This window comes from Pseudomonas quasicaspiana, assembly GCF_021147825.1.
In the GTDB taxonomy this organism is placed as follows: domain Bacteria; phylum Pseudomonadota; class Gammaproteobacteria; order Pseudomonadales; family Pseudomonadaceae; genus Aquipseudomonas; species Aquipseudomonas quasicaspiana.
Window position 1 is genome coordinate 16,373 of record NZ_JAGTPI010000069.1, and the last position, 13,525, is coordinate 29,897.

The following is a 13,525-nucleotide window of genomic DNA, read 5'->3' on the forward strand; positions in this document are numbered from 1 at the left end:
CTCATTCCCCTGTGGGAGCCGAGCTTGCTCGCGATAAGGCTGGACGCAGTTCACGTTAGATCGCGTTCAGCCTTATCGCGAGCAAGCTCGGCTCCCACAGGATTGAATTCCAGTTCAGAGAGCACCTTATGTTCCCCGAAAGCTTCACATTCTCCATCGCCAATCTGGTCAACGACTGGGTTGATGCGCTGGTGACCAATTACGGTGATGTGTTCCGGCAGATCTCCGACACGCTGCTGTGGGCCATCGTCAATCTCGAAGGCCTGCTGCGCATGGCGCCGTGGTGGTTGATGCTGGCCATCGTCGGCGGCATCGCCTGGCACGCCACGCGCAAGATTACGACCACTGCCGTCATAGTCGGCCTGCTGTTTCTGGTCGGTGCCGTCGGGCTGTGGGACAAGCTGATGCAGACCCTGGCGCTGATGCTGGTCGCCACGTTGATTTCGGTGATCATCGGCATTCCGCTGGGCATCCTCTCGGCACGCAGCAACCGCCTGCGCTCGGTGCTGATGCCGTTGCTGGACATCATGCAGACCATGCCTAGCTTCGTTTACCTGATACCGGTATTGATGCTGTTCGGCCTGGGCAAGGTCCCGGCGATTTTCGCCACCGTGATCTACGCCGCGCCGCCGCTGATTCGCCTTACCGACCTGGGCATTCGTCAGGTGGACGGCGAAGTCATGGAAGCGATCAATGCGTTCGGTGCCAATCGTTGGCAGCAATTGTTCGGTGTGCAACTGCCGCTGGCGCTGCCAAGCATCATGGCCGGGATCAATCAGACCACGATGATGGCCCTGTCGATGGTGGTTATCGCCTCGATGATCGGCGCTCGCGGTCTTGGCGAAGACGTGTTGGTGGGCATTCAGACCCTGAACGTCGGACGCGGACTGGAAGCCGGGCTGGCGATTGTGATTCTCGCAGTGGTCATCGACCGCATCACCCAGGCATACGGCCGACCACGGCATGAGGCAAACAAATGAGCAATCAAGAGCCCAATAAAATCGTGGTCCGCAACGTCTTCAAGATCTTCGGCAACCGTTCCAGGGACGCGCTGGAAATGGTCAGGCAGAACAACAGCAAGGATGAAGTCCTGGCAAAAACCGGCTGCGTGGTCGGCGTGAATGACTTGTCGCTGTCCATCGGCAGCGGTGAGATTTTCGTGATCATGGGCCTGTCCGGCTCGGGCAAATCTACGCTGGTGCGCCATTTCAACCGGCTGATCGACCCCACCAGCGGTGAAATCCTGGTCGATGGCGAAGACATCCTGCAGTACGACATGGAAGCCTTGCGCCAATTTCGTCGCAAGAAAATCAGCATGGTGTTCCAGAGCTTTGGCCTGCTGCCGCACAAGACCGTTGAGGACAACGTCGCCTACGGCCTGAAAGTTCGCGGCGAGAGCAAAGACTATTGCATCGAACGCGCCCGTCACTGGATCAGTACCGTAGGCCTGCAAGGCTACGAAAACAAATACCCTCATCAGCTTTCCGGCGGCATGCGCCAACGGGTGGGGCTGGCCCGCGCATTGGCGGCTGACACCGACATCATTCTGATGGACGAAGCGTTCAGCGCCCTGGATCCGTTGATTCGCGCGGAAATGCAGGACCAGTTGCTGGAACTGCAAAGCAGCCTGAAGAAGACCATCGTGTTTATCACCCATGACCTCGACGAAGCCGTGCGCATCGGTAATCGCATCGCGATTCTCAAGGACGGGCAGTTGATTCAGGTGGGCACTCCGAAAGAAATCCTCTACTCCCCCGCCGACGAATACGTTGATCGTTTCGTGCAGCGGCGCGCAGTGACTGTGTAAGGAAGCGTGCAGATGTCGCCCGTCGAACAAGTGGTGATTGGTGAAGGTCAGGTCCGTTGGCAGGACGTGGTTGCAGTCGCTCGCCGGGGTGCGCAACTGGCGCTTTCGGCCAGCGCCTGGGCGCGGATCGACAACGCTCAGGCCATTGTCGAGCGCATCGTCGCCAGCGGCGAGCGTGCTTATGGCGTGAACACCGGGCTGGGTGCGCTGTGCAATATTTCACTGCAAGGCGAACAACTGAGCCAGTTGTCGCGCAACACCCTGCTGAGCCACGCGTGCGGCGTCGGCGTAGCGCTTTCAGACGAGCAAACCCGGTCGATCATCTGCGCGGCGATCATCAACTACAGCCAGGGCAAATCCGGGCTGCACCGGCAAGTCGTCGAGGCGCTGCTGAATTTGCTCAACCGCAACATCACACCGTACGTGCCGTCCCAGGGTTCAGTAGGTTATCTGACCCACATGGCGCATATCGGCATTGCCTTGCTGGGCGTGGGCGACGTCAGTTATCGCGGCCATGTCATGCCTGCGCAGCAAGCGCTGGATGCCGAGGGCTTGAGCCCGGTCATACTCGGTGCGAAAGACGGATTGTGCCTGGTCAACGGCACGCCGTGCATGACTGGCCTGAGCTGTCTGGCAATTGCCGATGCGCAACGCCTGACACAGTGGGCGGACGTAATCGGTGCAATGAGTTTTGAAGCGCTTGGCGGCCAGATCAATGCCTTCGATGCCGAGATCATCGCGCTCAAGCCGCATCCGGGCATGCAAATCGTCGGCAGCAACCTGCGTGGTTTGCTGGATGGCAGTGAAGTGGTGGTCAACAGCCGTGGCATACGGACTCAGGACGCGCTGAGCGTTCGCTCGATCCCGCAAGTGCATGGCGCGACCCGCGATCAGTTGGTACACGCAACCCGGCAGATTGAAATCGAGCTGAACTCGGCGACAGACAACCCGCTGGTGCTCGGCACACCTGAGTCGTACCGCGTGGTATCGCAAGCCAACCCGCACGGTCAGTCTGTCGCCATGGCGGCAGATCTGCTGGCGATTGCTGTCGCTGAACTGGGCTCGATTGCCGAGCGACGTCTGGATCGCCTGATCAACCCGACCATCAGCAACCTGCCAGCGTTTCTGGTCAGCCAGCCGGGGGTCAACTCGGGGATGATGATCGTACAGTACGTCGCAGCGTCGTTGTGCGCGGAAAACCGCCAACTGGCGCAACCGGCAGTGACCGACAATTTTGTCACCTCGGGTTTGCAGGAAGACCACTTGAGCATGGGCACCAACGCGGCGCTGAAGCTGCACAAAGTGCTGGATAACACTACGCAGATCCTGGCGATCGAGTATTTGCTCGCGGCACAGGCCTTCGAGTTTTTGAAGCTCCAGCGCTTTGGCGTCGGCACCGATGCCGCGTGGCGTGTGCTGCGCGAAGAAGTCCCGCCCTACGACGAAGACCGCTGGCTGGCCCCGGATATTGCCAGCAGCGCCAAGGTGCTCAGGAGTGAAGCGTTGCTGGAAAGAGTGTTTCGCCAGTGCCGGTCGGCAACAGTCGATGTCTCGCGAGGCGAATCCAATCTTACGGAGCACACCACTCATGTGGGAGCTGAGCCTGGTCTGGGCGGCATTCCGACGATAAGACTGGACGCGGTATGACTTTAGATTGAGTCGCCTATATCGCGGGCAAGCCCAGCTCCCACAAAGGAATGCGTCCCCCTGTGGGAGCGCCACCCCGGCTGCTCCAACATGAGATCGTGTTCTCCTGTGGGAGCCGGGCTTGCCCGCGAAGAACGATGACTCGATATTCCTGACAAAACAGATGCGGCAAATGTGATGACGTCCTCCCGGCTAAAGCCAGTCCTACGGATGCGTGTCGTCCGTAGGAGCGGCTTTAGCCGCGAAGGGCCACAAACGTATAGACATCCATGACACCGGATGTCAGCCAGGCGACACCCGACAGGCCAATGATTTGGCCGACGCGACCCAGCAGGTATCCTTGCGCGCCTGAGTACCTGGCAGTTCGCTGGAAAGAAACCGGATTGGATTGAAATGACGTCACAGCAAGGTTTGAAACGCGGGCTTTCGGCCCGGCACATTCGCTTCATGGCACTGGGATCAGCCATTGGCACCGGCCTGTTCTACGGCTCGGCTTCGGCGATCCAGATGGCAGGCCCGGCCGTTTTGCTGGCCTATCTGATCGGCGGCGCAGCCGTTTTCATGGTCATGCGCGCCTTGGGTGAAATGGCCGTGCACAACCCGGTGTCCGGCTCGTTCGGCGAATACGCCAGCACGTACCTAGGCCCAATGGCGGGCTTCGTGCTCGGCTGGACCTATGCCTTTGAAATGATCATTGTCTGCATCGCTGACGTCACCGCGTTCGGTATCTACATGGGTTTCTGGTTCCCGGAAGTCCCGCGCTGGATCTGGGTACTGGGCATTGTGTTCCTGATCGGCGCGCTGAACCTGTGCAACGTCAAAGTCTTCGGCGAAACCGAGTTCTGGCTGTCACTGCTTAAAGTTGGCGCCATTGTCGCGATGATCGTCGCCGGGCTCGGGCTATTGCTGTTCGGCGTAAACCTGTCAGGCAGTGGCGAGACGGTTTCCAGCATCAGCAATCTGTGGACCCATGGCGGTTTCATGCCTAATGGCATCGGCGGCCTGATCGCCTGCTTTGCGGTGGTGATGTTCGCGTTCGGCGGCATCGAAATCATCGGTATCACCGCGGGTGAAGCCAAAGACCCGCAACGCACCATCCCGCAGGCCATCAACTCGGTGCCGCTGCGTATTCTGCTGTTCTACGTCCTGACGTTGTTCGTGCTGATGTCCCTGTTTCCGTGGTCGCAGATCACCAAGGCCAACAGCCCGTTCGTGCAGATCTTCTCCAGCCTCGGCCTGCCATGGGCGGCTGCGCTGCTTAACGTGGTGGTAATTTCCGCTGCGGTGTCGGCGATCAACAGCGACGTGTTCGGCGCCGGCCGCATCATGTACGGCCTGGCGCAACAGGGCCAGGCACCGGCGGCGTTCTCGCAACTGTCCAAACAGGGCGTGCCATGGATGACCGTGCTGGTAATGGGTGTCGCGCTGCTGCTTGGTGTTTGGATGAATTACCGAATCCCGGAAAACGTGTTCATGGTCATCGCCTCGATTGCGACCTTCGCCACCGTGTGGGTCTGGTTGATGATCCTGCTGACCCAGGTCGCCATGCGCCGCAAGATGAGCCGCGAAGAAGCGGCGCAGCTGAAATTCCCGGTGCCGTTCTGGCCCTACGCTCCCGCCGCAGCCATCGTCTTCATGCTGTTTATCTTCGGCGTGCTGGGTTATTTCCCGGACAACCGTATCGCGCTGATCGTCGGCGCAGGCTGGGTTGTGCTGTTGATCGCGGCCTACTTCATATGGGTCAAACGCTCTGAACATTCGCCTCCCACCCATCGGTAACCTCGGAGACTGGACATGAAAACGCTCTGGAAACACTGTCACGTAGCAAGCATGGCCCAAGGCAAATACTCGATCATCGAGGATGCCGCCATCGTGACGTCTGGAGCGTTGATCGAATGGATTGGGCCTCAAGCGGCGCTCGCTGAAGCAACTTACGACAGTGTCATCGACTTGAACGGCACGTGGGTCACGCCGGGCCTGATTGACTGCCACACTCACACGGTTTTCGGCGGCAACCGCAGCGGCGAATTCGAGCAGCGTCTGCAAGGTGTGAGTTATGCCGAAATCGCCGCAGCCGGCGGCGGCATTGCCAGCACCGTGCGCGCGACTCGCGCCGCCAGTGAAGACGAGCTGTACGCCAGCGCCGAGCGCCGTCTGCGGCATTTGCTCAGGGATGGCGTGACCACGGTGGAAATGAAGTCCGGTTACGGCCTGGACCTGCCCAGCGAGCGCAAACTGCTGCGGGTCATCCGCCAACTGGGCAACACGCTGCCCGTGACGGTGCGCAGCACCTGTCTGGCCGCCCACGCGCTGCCCCCGGAATACGCCGACCGCGCTGACGACTACATCAATCACATCTGCAGCGAAATGCTGCCTGCATTGGCCGAGGAAGGTTTGGTCGATGCGGTGGACGCGTTTTGTGAGTACCTGGCGTTCTCTCCGGCGCAAGTCGAGCAGGTTTTCATCACCGCTGGGCAATTGGGCTTGCCGGTGAAACTGCATGCCGAGCAGCTTTCGCCGTTGGCGGGCTCAAGTCTGGCGGCGCGTTACAAGGCGTTGTCGGCGGATCATCTGGAGTTCATGACCGAGGCTGACGCCATTGCCATGGGCGCGGCTGGAACCGTCGCAGTGCTGCTGCCGGGGGCTTATTACTTTCTGCGCGAGACTCAATTGCCGCCGATGGATGCGCTGCGCAAACATGGGGTCGATATCGCGATTGCCACCGACCTCAACCCCGGCACTTCGCCCGCGCTGTCGCTGCGCTTGATGCTGAACATGGCGTGCACGCTGTTCCGTATGACACCCGAAGAAGCCCTGGCCGGGGTTACGATCAATGCAGCAAAAGCCCTAGGTCTGGGCGAAACCCATGGCTCGCTGGAAGTCGGCAAAGTCGCCGACTTCGTCGCCTGGAACATTGAGCGCCCTGCTGATCTGGCGTACTGGCTGGGTGGAGACCTGGATAAACGCATCGTCCGCCACGGTGTTGAATCGCTGATTTGAGCCGCGTCCCCCTGTAGGAGCGACCGGGGTGGCGCTCCACCTTGCCCGCGATGACGTTGTGACAGGCGTCATCAATGTTGGGTGTGCCGACGTCATCGCGGGCAAGCGCGCTCCTACAGGGGGGGGCACTACAAAACTGTTAGACAGGAGAGATTCATGGACAACGTTCTGAAGTTTTCTCGCGGTCGTGTGCCGCTGTTGATCAGCATGCCCCACGCAGGGTTGCGCCTGACGCCTGCAGTCGAGGCGGGTCTGGTGGATGAAGCGCTGAGCCTGCCAGACACCGACTGGCACATCCCGCATCTCTACGATTTCGCCGCAGAGCTGGGTGCCAGCACCTTGGCCGCCGAGTATTCGCGTTTTGTGATCGACCTGAATCGTCCCTCGGATGACAAACCGCTGTACGCCGGGGCGACCACCGGGTTGTTCCCCTCGATCCTGTTCGACGGTGTGCCGCTGTTCAAGGACGGTCTGGCACCGAGCGCCGAAGAGCGGGCGACTTATCTGGAGCAGATCTGGACGCCGTATCACCAGATGCTTGAGCAGGAGCTGGCGCGCCTGAAAGACGAATTCGGCTATGCCCTGTTGTTTGATGCCCACTCGATACGCGGACACATCCCACATCTATTCGAAGGCCGCTTACCGGACTTCAACCTGGGCACCTTCAACGGCGCCAGTTGCGATCAAGAGTTGGCCAAGCGTCTGGAAGCCACGTGCGCTCAAGCCGGAGATTACAGCCACGTACTGAACGGCCGTTTCAAAGGCGGCCACATCACCCGCCACTACGGCGACCCGGCCAATAACATCCACGCCGTGCAACTGGAACTGGTGCAGGCGACCTACATGGACGAGTTCGTTCCCTTCCGCTACCGCCCGGATCTGGCTGAGCCGACGCGGGTAGTGTTGAAGCAGTTGGTTGAAGGGATGATTGAGTGGGGGAAAATTAAATACGGCTGCTAAGCCTGCACTGCCCCTGTGGGAGCCGGGCTTGCCCGCGATAAGGATGAACCCGATTCGCCTTGGATCACCTACAGCCTTATCGCGGGCAAGCCCGGCTCCCACAAAGGACCGCATTGACTACGGTTACTTCTTCAACAACCGCAACCCATTGAACACCACCAACAAACTCACGCCCATATCCGCGAACACCGCCATCCACATCGTGGCCATGCCGGCAAAGGTCATCGCCAGGAAGATCGCTTTGATAAACAGAGCGAGGAAGATGTTCTGCTTGAGCACCGCCGAAGTCTTGCGCGACAGCTGAATAAATGCCGGGATCTTGCGCAGATCGTCGTCCATCAAGGCGACATCAGCCGTCTCAATCGCAGTGTCCGTTCCGGCGGCCGCCATGGCAAAGCCAATCTCGGAACGCGCCAGCGCAGGTGCGTCGTTGATGCCGTCGCCGACCATGCCGACTCGATGGCCTTTGGCATACAGCGCTTCGATAGCCTCCAGTTTGTCGCTTGGCATCAGGTTGCCCTGAGCCGAATCAATACCCACCTGTGCAGCAATCGCCTTGGCGGTGTGCGGGTTGTCACCGGTCAGCATCAGGGTTTTAACGCCCAGCTCATGCAGTTGCTGGATCGCTTCGCGGCTGCTTTCCTTGACGGTATCGGCCACCGCAAACAGTGCCAGCGGGCCAGACTTGTCCAACAGCAGCACAACGCTTTTGCCCTGCTGCTCCAACGCATCAAGCTGCGCTTCCAACTCGGGAGAACAAAGGCCCAGCTCTTCCACCAGGCGATGGTTGCCCAAATGATAAAGCTCGCCATTGATCTCGCCACGCACGCCGCGCCCAGCCAGCGCTTCGAACGCAGTGACTTCATGGCCATCAACGTCTTGCCCGGCCGCCTTGGCAATCGCTTGGGAAACCGGGTGATCAGAGCGCCCTGCCAGACTCGCCGCCACACCGGCAACCAGATCCGCCGCGGTTGACTCCAGCAAGACAAAATCGGTCTGCACCGGCTTGCCGTGGGTGATCGTGCCGGTCTTGTCCAGAGCCAGGTAATCAAGCTTGTGGCCCATTTCCAGGTACACACCGCCCTTGATCAGGATGCCCCTGCGCGCCGCAGCTGCCAGCCCGCTGACAATGGTCACCGGCGTGGAAATCACCAGTGCACAAGGGCAAGCCACCACCAGCAGGACCAGCGCGCGGTAGATCCAGTCGAACCAGGCCGCGCCCATAAACAGCGGAGGAATGATCGCTACGCCCAGCGCGAAGATGAACACCGCCGGGGTGTAGATGCGCGAGAAGCTGTCAACGAAACGCTGAGTAGGCGCCCGAGAACCTTGAGCCGCCTCCACCGCATGAATGATCCGCGCCAGCGTCGAGTTATTGGCCGCCGCAGTGACGCGATATTCGAGCGAGCCGGACTGGTTAATGGTCCCGGCAAAGACTTTGTCGCCGATGGTTTTCTCAATCGGCAGGCTTTCACCGGTAATCGGCGCCTGATCAATCGTCGAGTTACCTGCTACCACCTCGCCATCCAAAGCAACGCGCTCACCCGGCTTAACCCGGACGATGGCGCCTAATTCGATGTTTTTGGCTTCCAGCTCCAGCCATTGACCGTCCGCCTGTTTCACGGTCGCCAACTCAGGTGTGAGCTGCATCAAACCGCTGATAGCGTTGCGCGCTCGGTCCAGAGATTTTGCTTCAATCAGCTCAGCGACGGTGAACAGGAACATCACCATCGCTGCTTCCGGCCATTGCCCGATCAACACTGCGCCCGTTACGGCAATACTCATCAAAGCGTTGATGTTCAGGTTGCGGTTCTTAAGCGCGATCCAGCCTTTTTTGTAAGTACCCAGCCCACCGCTGAGGATGGAAACCAGCGCCACAATGGCCACGACCCAATCCGACGCGAATGAACCGAAGTGGATGACTTCAGCGGCCAGCGCGGTGACGCCGGACAGCGCCAGCGGCCACCAGGATTTTTTAACCACCGGAGCCGGCGTTGACTCTGCGCCTTCCTCAATCGGTTCGGCCTGCATGCCCAACGAAGCGATGGCGTCGCGAATCGGGTCGGTGGACGGCAGTTCGTGCCAAACGCCGAGCATGCGATTGATCAGGTTGAATTCAAGTTTCTGCACGCCCGCCAGTTTGCCCAGCTTGTTCTGGATGAGGGTCTGCTCCGTTGGGCAATCCATTTGCTCGATACGGAATGTGCTCAGTTGCGCGCCGGATGCAGGGGCGTCCGTGAACGAGACCATCGCAGGCGAGACTTTCGACGAACAGCAGCCGCCGTGACCATGCTCGGCCTTGCCGTGATCATGCTGAGAATGGTCGTGGCCTTCATGGTCATGCTTTTCGTGATCGTGGCTATCGTGATCGTGCTTGTCGTGAACAGGGGTCAACTGGCTCATGGTCCGGTCCTTTATCGTGCTTGTTGCCAAGTGAACACCCTGTAGCCACTATAGGGTCAAGCACTGAAACAGGATCGACGACGATGAAGATTGGCGAGCTGGCAAAATTGACTGACGCGCAGGTGGAAACCATCCGTTATTACGAGCGCGAGGGCCTGCTTCCGGCACCTGCGCGTAGCGATGGCAACTATCGGCTGTACACTCAGGCACACGTGGAGCGACTGACCTTCATCCGCAATTGCCGCAGCCTCGACATGACCCTTGAGGAAATCCGCAGCCTGCTGCACCTGCGCGACAGTCCGCAAGATCAGTGCGTGAGTGTTAATGCGCTGATTGATGAGCATATCCAGCACGTCAACGACCGCATCGCCAGCCTGCAAGCCCTGCAGACACAGCTACTGGACTTGCGCCAACGCTGCAGCGACGGCGCACCGGATCATTGCGGGATTCTGGATCGACTGGAAGTCAGCGGCAGCGTGGTGACCGCTGATGTGGAGCACTCCCATGTGGGCAGGAGTCATGGGCATTGAGGCGATCGCGAGGCCTCGCGCATTCTCTGTGGGAGCAGAGCTTGCTCGCGATGCAGATTACTCGGTATGTCTGATACACCGAGGCGCCTGAATCGCGGGCAAGCCCGGCTCCCACATAAAAGCATCAATGCAACGCCTTAAACCGCCATCGGCGCGGTCATCGCCGGGTGATGCTCGTAACCTTCCAGCGAGAAGTCTGAAGGCTCGATCTGCTCCAGCCACTCCGGCTGATACACACCAGTCTTGGCAAACTCCGGCACACGATCGGAAATCACCAGTTTAGGCATCGGATACGGCTCGCGCTTGAGCTGTTCATTGAGCATGTCCAGATGGTTTTCGTAGACATGGGCATCGCCGATGAAATACGTGAACCAGCGCGGCGTGTAGCCCGTCAGACGACCGATCAGGCTCAGCAGCGCAGCCCCCTCGGTCAGGTTGAACGGCGTGCCGAGGCCCAGATCGTTGGAGCGGATGTACAGCGTCAGGGAGATTTCTTTGGTCTCCTGATTCGGGTGGAACTGATACAGCAGGTGGCAAGGCGGTAAAGCCATTTCATCCAGCTGCGCGCAGTTCCAGCCGTGGAACAGAATGCGGCGGCTGCCCGGATCCTTGATGATGGTGTCGACACACTGGCGAATCTGATCAATGGCCTTGTACAGGACCACGTAAGGCTGACCGTCTTCCTCGGACTGAGCGATCTGCTGATAGCCCTGGCTGATCGCCAGTTCGATGGCTTTCGGATTACTCAGGTCAATGCGCTTGTAGGCAGGCCACTTGCGCCATTGCACGCCGTAGATTTCGCCCAGATCGTCTTCGCCCTTGCGGAACGGGTTGTCCAGCCATTGGGCGTTCTCGTTGGCGTTCTGGTCCCAGACTTTGCAGCCCAGTTCACGAAACTCGGCGGCGTTGTTCACGCCACGCAGGAAGCCGACCATTTCGCCAATCGCCGACTTGAAGGCCATTCGCCGGGTGGTAATCGCCGGGAAGCCTTCCTTGAGGTCATAACGCAGCATGGCGCCGGGAAAACTGATGGTTTTCACACCGGTGCGGTTGGCCTGCAACGTGCCGTTCTTGATGACGTGGGCGACCAGATCCAGATATTGCTTCATAAATTACCTGCTTCGGTGAATCCGCCGGGCTGCAACGCCCGACGTTTCGGTGTTAGACCACCGCGTTCTTGCCAGCGGGAGCGCGGTTGTACGCCAGCCAGATCAGCACTGCACCGGCGATGATCATTGGCAGGCTGAGGATCTGCCCCATGGTGACCCAGCCCCACGCCAGGTAGCCCAGTTGCGCATCGGGCATCCGTACGAATTCGACCAGGAACCGGAACAGTCCATAAAACAGCGCGAACATGCCGGAAATAGCCATCGTCGGACGAGGCTTGCGAGAAAACAGCCAGAGAATGATGAACAGCGCGACGCCTTCGAGCGCGAACTGATAAAGCTGCGAAGGATGACGCGGCAATTGCGCCGGATCGCTGAATGGCGGGAAGACCATTGCCCACGGCAAATCGGTCGGCTTGCCCCACAACTCGGCATTGATAAAGTTACCGATACGTCCTGCACCCAGACCAATCGGCACCATGGGCGCGACGAAATCCATGAGCTCGAAGAACGACTTGCCATTGCGTCGGCCGAACCACCACGCCGCGATCATCACGCCGACGAAACCGCCGTGGAACGCCATGCCGCCCTTCCAGACTTCGAAGATCAACAGTGGATTGGCGATGTACGCGGGCAGATCATAGAACAGCACATAACCCAGCCGCCCACCGACGATCACGCCCATGGCCAGCCAGAAAATCATGTCGGAGAGCTTTTCCTTGGTCCAGGTTGGATCAAAGCTGTTCAAGCGCCGCGATGCCAGCAGCCACGCGCCGCCGATACCGACCAGGTACATCAAACCGTACCAGTGTATTTGCAGCGGGCCGATAGCCACCGCCACCGGGTCAATCTGCGGGTAAGGCAGCATTGCAACTCCTTAAATGGGAACGCTCTCGCGAGCACTTAACCAGACACACTAAAGCAGGAAACATAAACCCGCGCTGAACAGCTATTTGGCCGGGCATGACGAAAAGAGACCGGCATGTTACCGGAGCAACGCCCGGCGCTCTAGCGGCGTGCGATGGATGCAAACCTCATGTGTGAGTAAAGTGGCTCAAAAAGGAGTACTGCATGTGTCTGATCGCTTTCGCCTGGCGCCCCTCTCACACACAGCCGCTGATCGTCGCGGCCAATCGTGACGAGTTCTATGCGCGCCCGACCCAGCCCCTCGCGCAGTGGGCGGACGCACCTCAGGTCTACGCCGGGCGGGACCTTGAAGCTGGCGGAACCTGGCTTGGTATCACCGCAGACGGGCGTTTTGCAGCACTGACCAATATTCGCAACCCGAGCTTGCCACTGGGGCATAGATCACGAGGCGAACTGGTTGCTCAATTTTTGACCAGCGATATTTCGATTGAAGATTATCTCGTAGAGGTAGCGAACAGAGCGGCCGAATACGGCGGTTTCAATTTGCTGGTGGGTGATCGTCAGCAGTTGTACTACCTCAACAGCTCCAACCCTGAACCGCGTCGGCTCGATGAGGGTGTTTATGGTCTCTCCAACGCAGGACTGGATACGCCATGGCCAAAAGTTGAGAAGGCCAAGACTGCACTGAGCACCCAACTGGATGATCCAAATCCACTGGCGCTTATGGCCTTGTTAAGCGACCCGACCACCGCCCCAACTACTGAGCTGCCTGATACAGGTGTCAGCCTGGAGACCGAGAAGCTGCTGTCGAGCCTGTTCATCGCCAGCCCAAACTACGGCACTCGGGCCAGCACCGTGCTGATCGTCAATGCTGACGGCAGCCAGCACCTCATAGAACACAGTTTTGGGCCATACGGCGGGAGACTGGGTGAGGTGGAGTTGAAGATCTAATACAACTCAACAGCTGGAATGCAATCTCTTGTGGGAGCTGGGCTTGCCCGCGATACAGAGCACTCGATATGCCTGATACACCGAGGTGCCTGAATCGCGGGTAAGCCCGGCTCCCACAGGGGAAAGCATTTCAAGCCAAGAACTAATGCACCCACTGCAGTGGTCAACTTTTTCCGGACACCTCAATCGGTGATTGTCAGGCTGCTTGCCGCTCATATTGATTGGGCGGCACATAGCCCAGTTTCGAGTGCAAT

11 protein-coding genes are annotated in these 13,525 nt (G+C 59.2%); 8 read left to right on the forward strand and 3 right to left on the reverse strand.

What is annotated here, in order from left to right; all coding sequences use genetic code 11:
• The first annotated feature begins 128 nt into the window (after nt 1-128).
• The 6 genes from KDX30_RS25780 (at nt 129) to hutG (ending at nt 7,414) form a co-directional block, all read left to right on the forward strand.
• A complete protein-coding gene (locus KDX30_RS25780) occupies nt 129-980 on the forward strand; it encodes an ABC transporter permease (RefSeq protein WP_027898503.1) in 852 nt (283 codons plus the stop codon).
• On the forward strand, nt 977-1,807 hold the full coding sequence (locus KDX30_RS25785; protein ID WP_231677861.1) for a quaternary amine ABC transporter ATP-binding protein: 831 nt from the start codon (nt 977-979) through the stop codon (nt 1,805-1,807). The genes KDX30_RS25780 and KDX30_RS25785 overlap by 4 nt, the downstream gene beginning before the upstream one ends.
• A 12-nt stretch (nt 1,808-1,819) precedes the next feature.
• Complete coding sequence (hutH, locus tag KDX30_RS25790; protein ID WP_231677862.1) at nt 1,820-3,454, forward strand: histidine ammonia-lyase; 1,635 nt, start codon at nt 1,820-1,822, stop codon at nt 3,452-3,454.
• Between the two features lie 393 nt (nt 3,455-3,847).
• A complete protein-coding gene (locus KDX30_RS25795; protein ID WP_231677863.1) occupies nt 3,848-5,233 on the forward strand; it encodes an amino acid permease in 1,386 nt (461 codons plus the stop codon).
• Between the two features lie 15 nt (nt 5,234-5,248).
• A complete protein-coding gene (gene hutI, locus KDX30_RS25800) occupies nt 5,249-6,454 on the forward strand; it encodes an imidazolonepropionase (protein ID WP_231677864.1) in 1,206 nt (401 codons plus the stop codon).
• A gap of 156 nt (nt 6,455-6,610) precedes the next feature.
• Nucleotides 6,611-7,414, forward strand: a complete 804-nt coding sequence (gene hutG / locus KDX30_RS25805; protein WP_231677865.1) for an N-formylglutamate deformylase — start codon at nt 6,611-6,613, stop codon at nt 7,412-7,414.
• 123 nt (nt 7,415-7,537) lie between these two features.
• Here hutG and KDX30_RS25810 read toward each other — a convergent pair whose 3' ends face one another.
• Entirely contained in the window at nt 7,538-9,817 is a 2,280-nt protein-coding gene (locus tag KDX30_RS25810) for a heavy metal translocating P-type ATPase (protein ID WP_231677866.1), read from the reverse strand.
• A gap of 83 nt (nt 9,818-9,900) precedes the next feature.
• Here KDX30_RS25810 and cadR point away from each other — a divergent pair, with 83 nt between their 5' ends.
• The gene (cadR, locus tag KDX30_RS25815) at nt 9,901-10,347 is read left to right on the forward strand and encodes a Cd(II)/Pb(II)-responsive transcriptional regulator (protein WP_027898508.1); all 447 of its coding nucleotides are present in this window, start codon (nt 9,901-9,903) and stop codon (nt 10,345-10,347) included.
• 137 nt (nt 10,348-10,484) lie between these two features.
• Here the strand turns inward: cadR and KDX30_RS25820 are convergent, their stop codons facing one another.
• Nucleotides 10,485-11,456: a thymidylate synthase gene (locus KDX30_RS25820; RefSeq protein WP_087265917.1), complete on the reverse strand. Its 972-nt coding sequence runs from the start codon at nt 11,454-11,456 to the stop codon at nt 10,485-10,487.
• A gap of 52 nt (nt 11,457-11,508) precedes the next feature.
• Nucleotides 11,509-12,321, reverse strand: coding sequence for a prolipoprotein diacylglyceryl transferase (gene lgt / locus KDX30_RS25825; protein ID WP_231677867.1), 813 nt, complete (start codon nt 12,319-12,321; stop codon nt 11,509-11,511).
• A 203-nt stretch (nt 12,322-12,524) separates the two neighbouring features.
• On the opposite strand from lgt, the gene KDX30_RS25830 reads away from it, so the two are divergent.
• Nucleotides 12,525-13,271, forward strand: coding sequence for an NRDE family protein (locus tag KDX30_RS25830; protein ID WP_231677868.1), 747 nt, complete (start codon nt 12,525-12,527; stop codon nt 13,269-13,271).
• Nucleotides 13,272-13,525: the final 254 nt, after the last annotated feature.

Coding starts and splice junctions, on each gene's coding strand:
- KDX30_RS25785 (WP_231677861.1), top strand. CDS start 977: ATGAGCAATCAAGAGCCCAATAAAATCGTGGTCCGCAACGTCTTCAAG.
- KDX30_RS25810 (WP_231677866.1), bottom strand. CDS start 9,817: ATGAGCCAGTTGACCCCTGTTCACGACAAGCACGATCACGATAGCCAC.
- hutI (WP_231677864.1), top strand. CDS start 5,249: ATGAAAACGCTCTGGAAACACTGTCACGTAGCAAGCATGGCCCAAGGC.
- lgt (WP_231677867.1), bottom strand. CDS start 12,321: ATGCTGCCTTACCCGCAGATTGACCCGGTGGCGGTGGCTATCGGCCCG.
- hutG (WP_231677865.1), top strand. CDS start 6,611: ATGGACAACGTTCTGAAGTTTTCTCGCGGTCGTGTGCCGCTGTTGATC.
- hutH (WP_231677862.1), top strand. CDS start 1,820: ATGTCGCCCGTCGAACAAGTGGTGATTGGTGAAGGTCAGGTCCGTTGG.
- KDX30_RS25780 (WP_027898503.1), top strand. CDS start 129: ATGTTCCCCGAAAGCTTCACATTCTCCATCGCCAATCTGGTCAACGAC.
- KDX30_RS25795 (WP_231677863.1), top strand. CDS start 3,848: ATGACGTCACAGCAAGGTTTGAAACGCGGGCTTTCGGCCCGGCACATT.
- cadR (WP_027898508.1), top strand. CDS start 9,901: ATGAAGATTGGCGAGCTGGCAAAATTGACTGACGCGCAGGTGGAAACC.
- KDX30_RS25820 (WP_087265917.1), bottom strand. CDS start 11,456: ATGAAGCAATATCTGGATCTGGTCGCCCACGTCATCAAGAACGGCACG.
- KDX30_RS25830 (WP_231677868.1), top strand. CDS start 12,525: ATGTGTCTGATCGCTTTCGCCTGGCGCCCCTCTCACACACAGCCGCTG.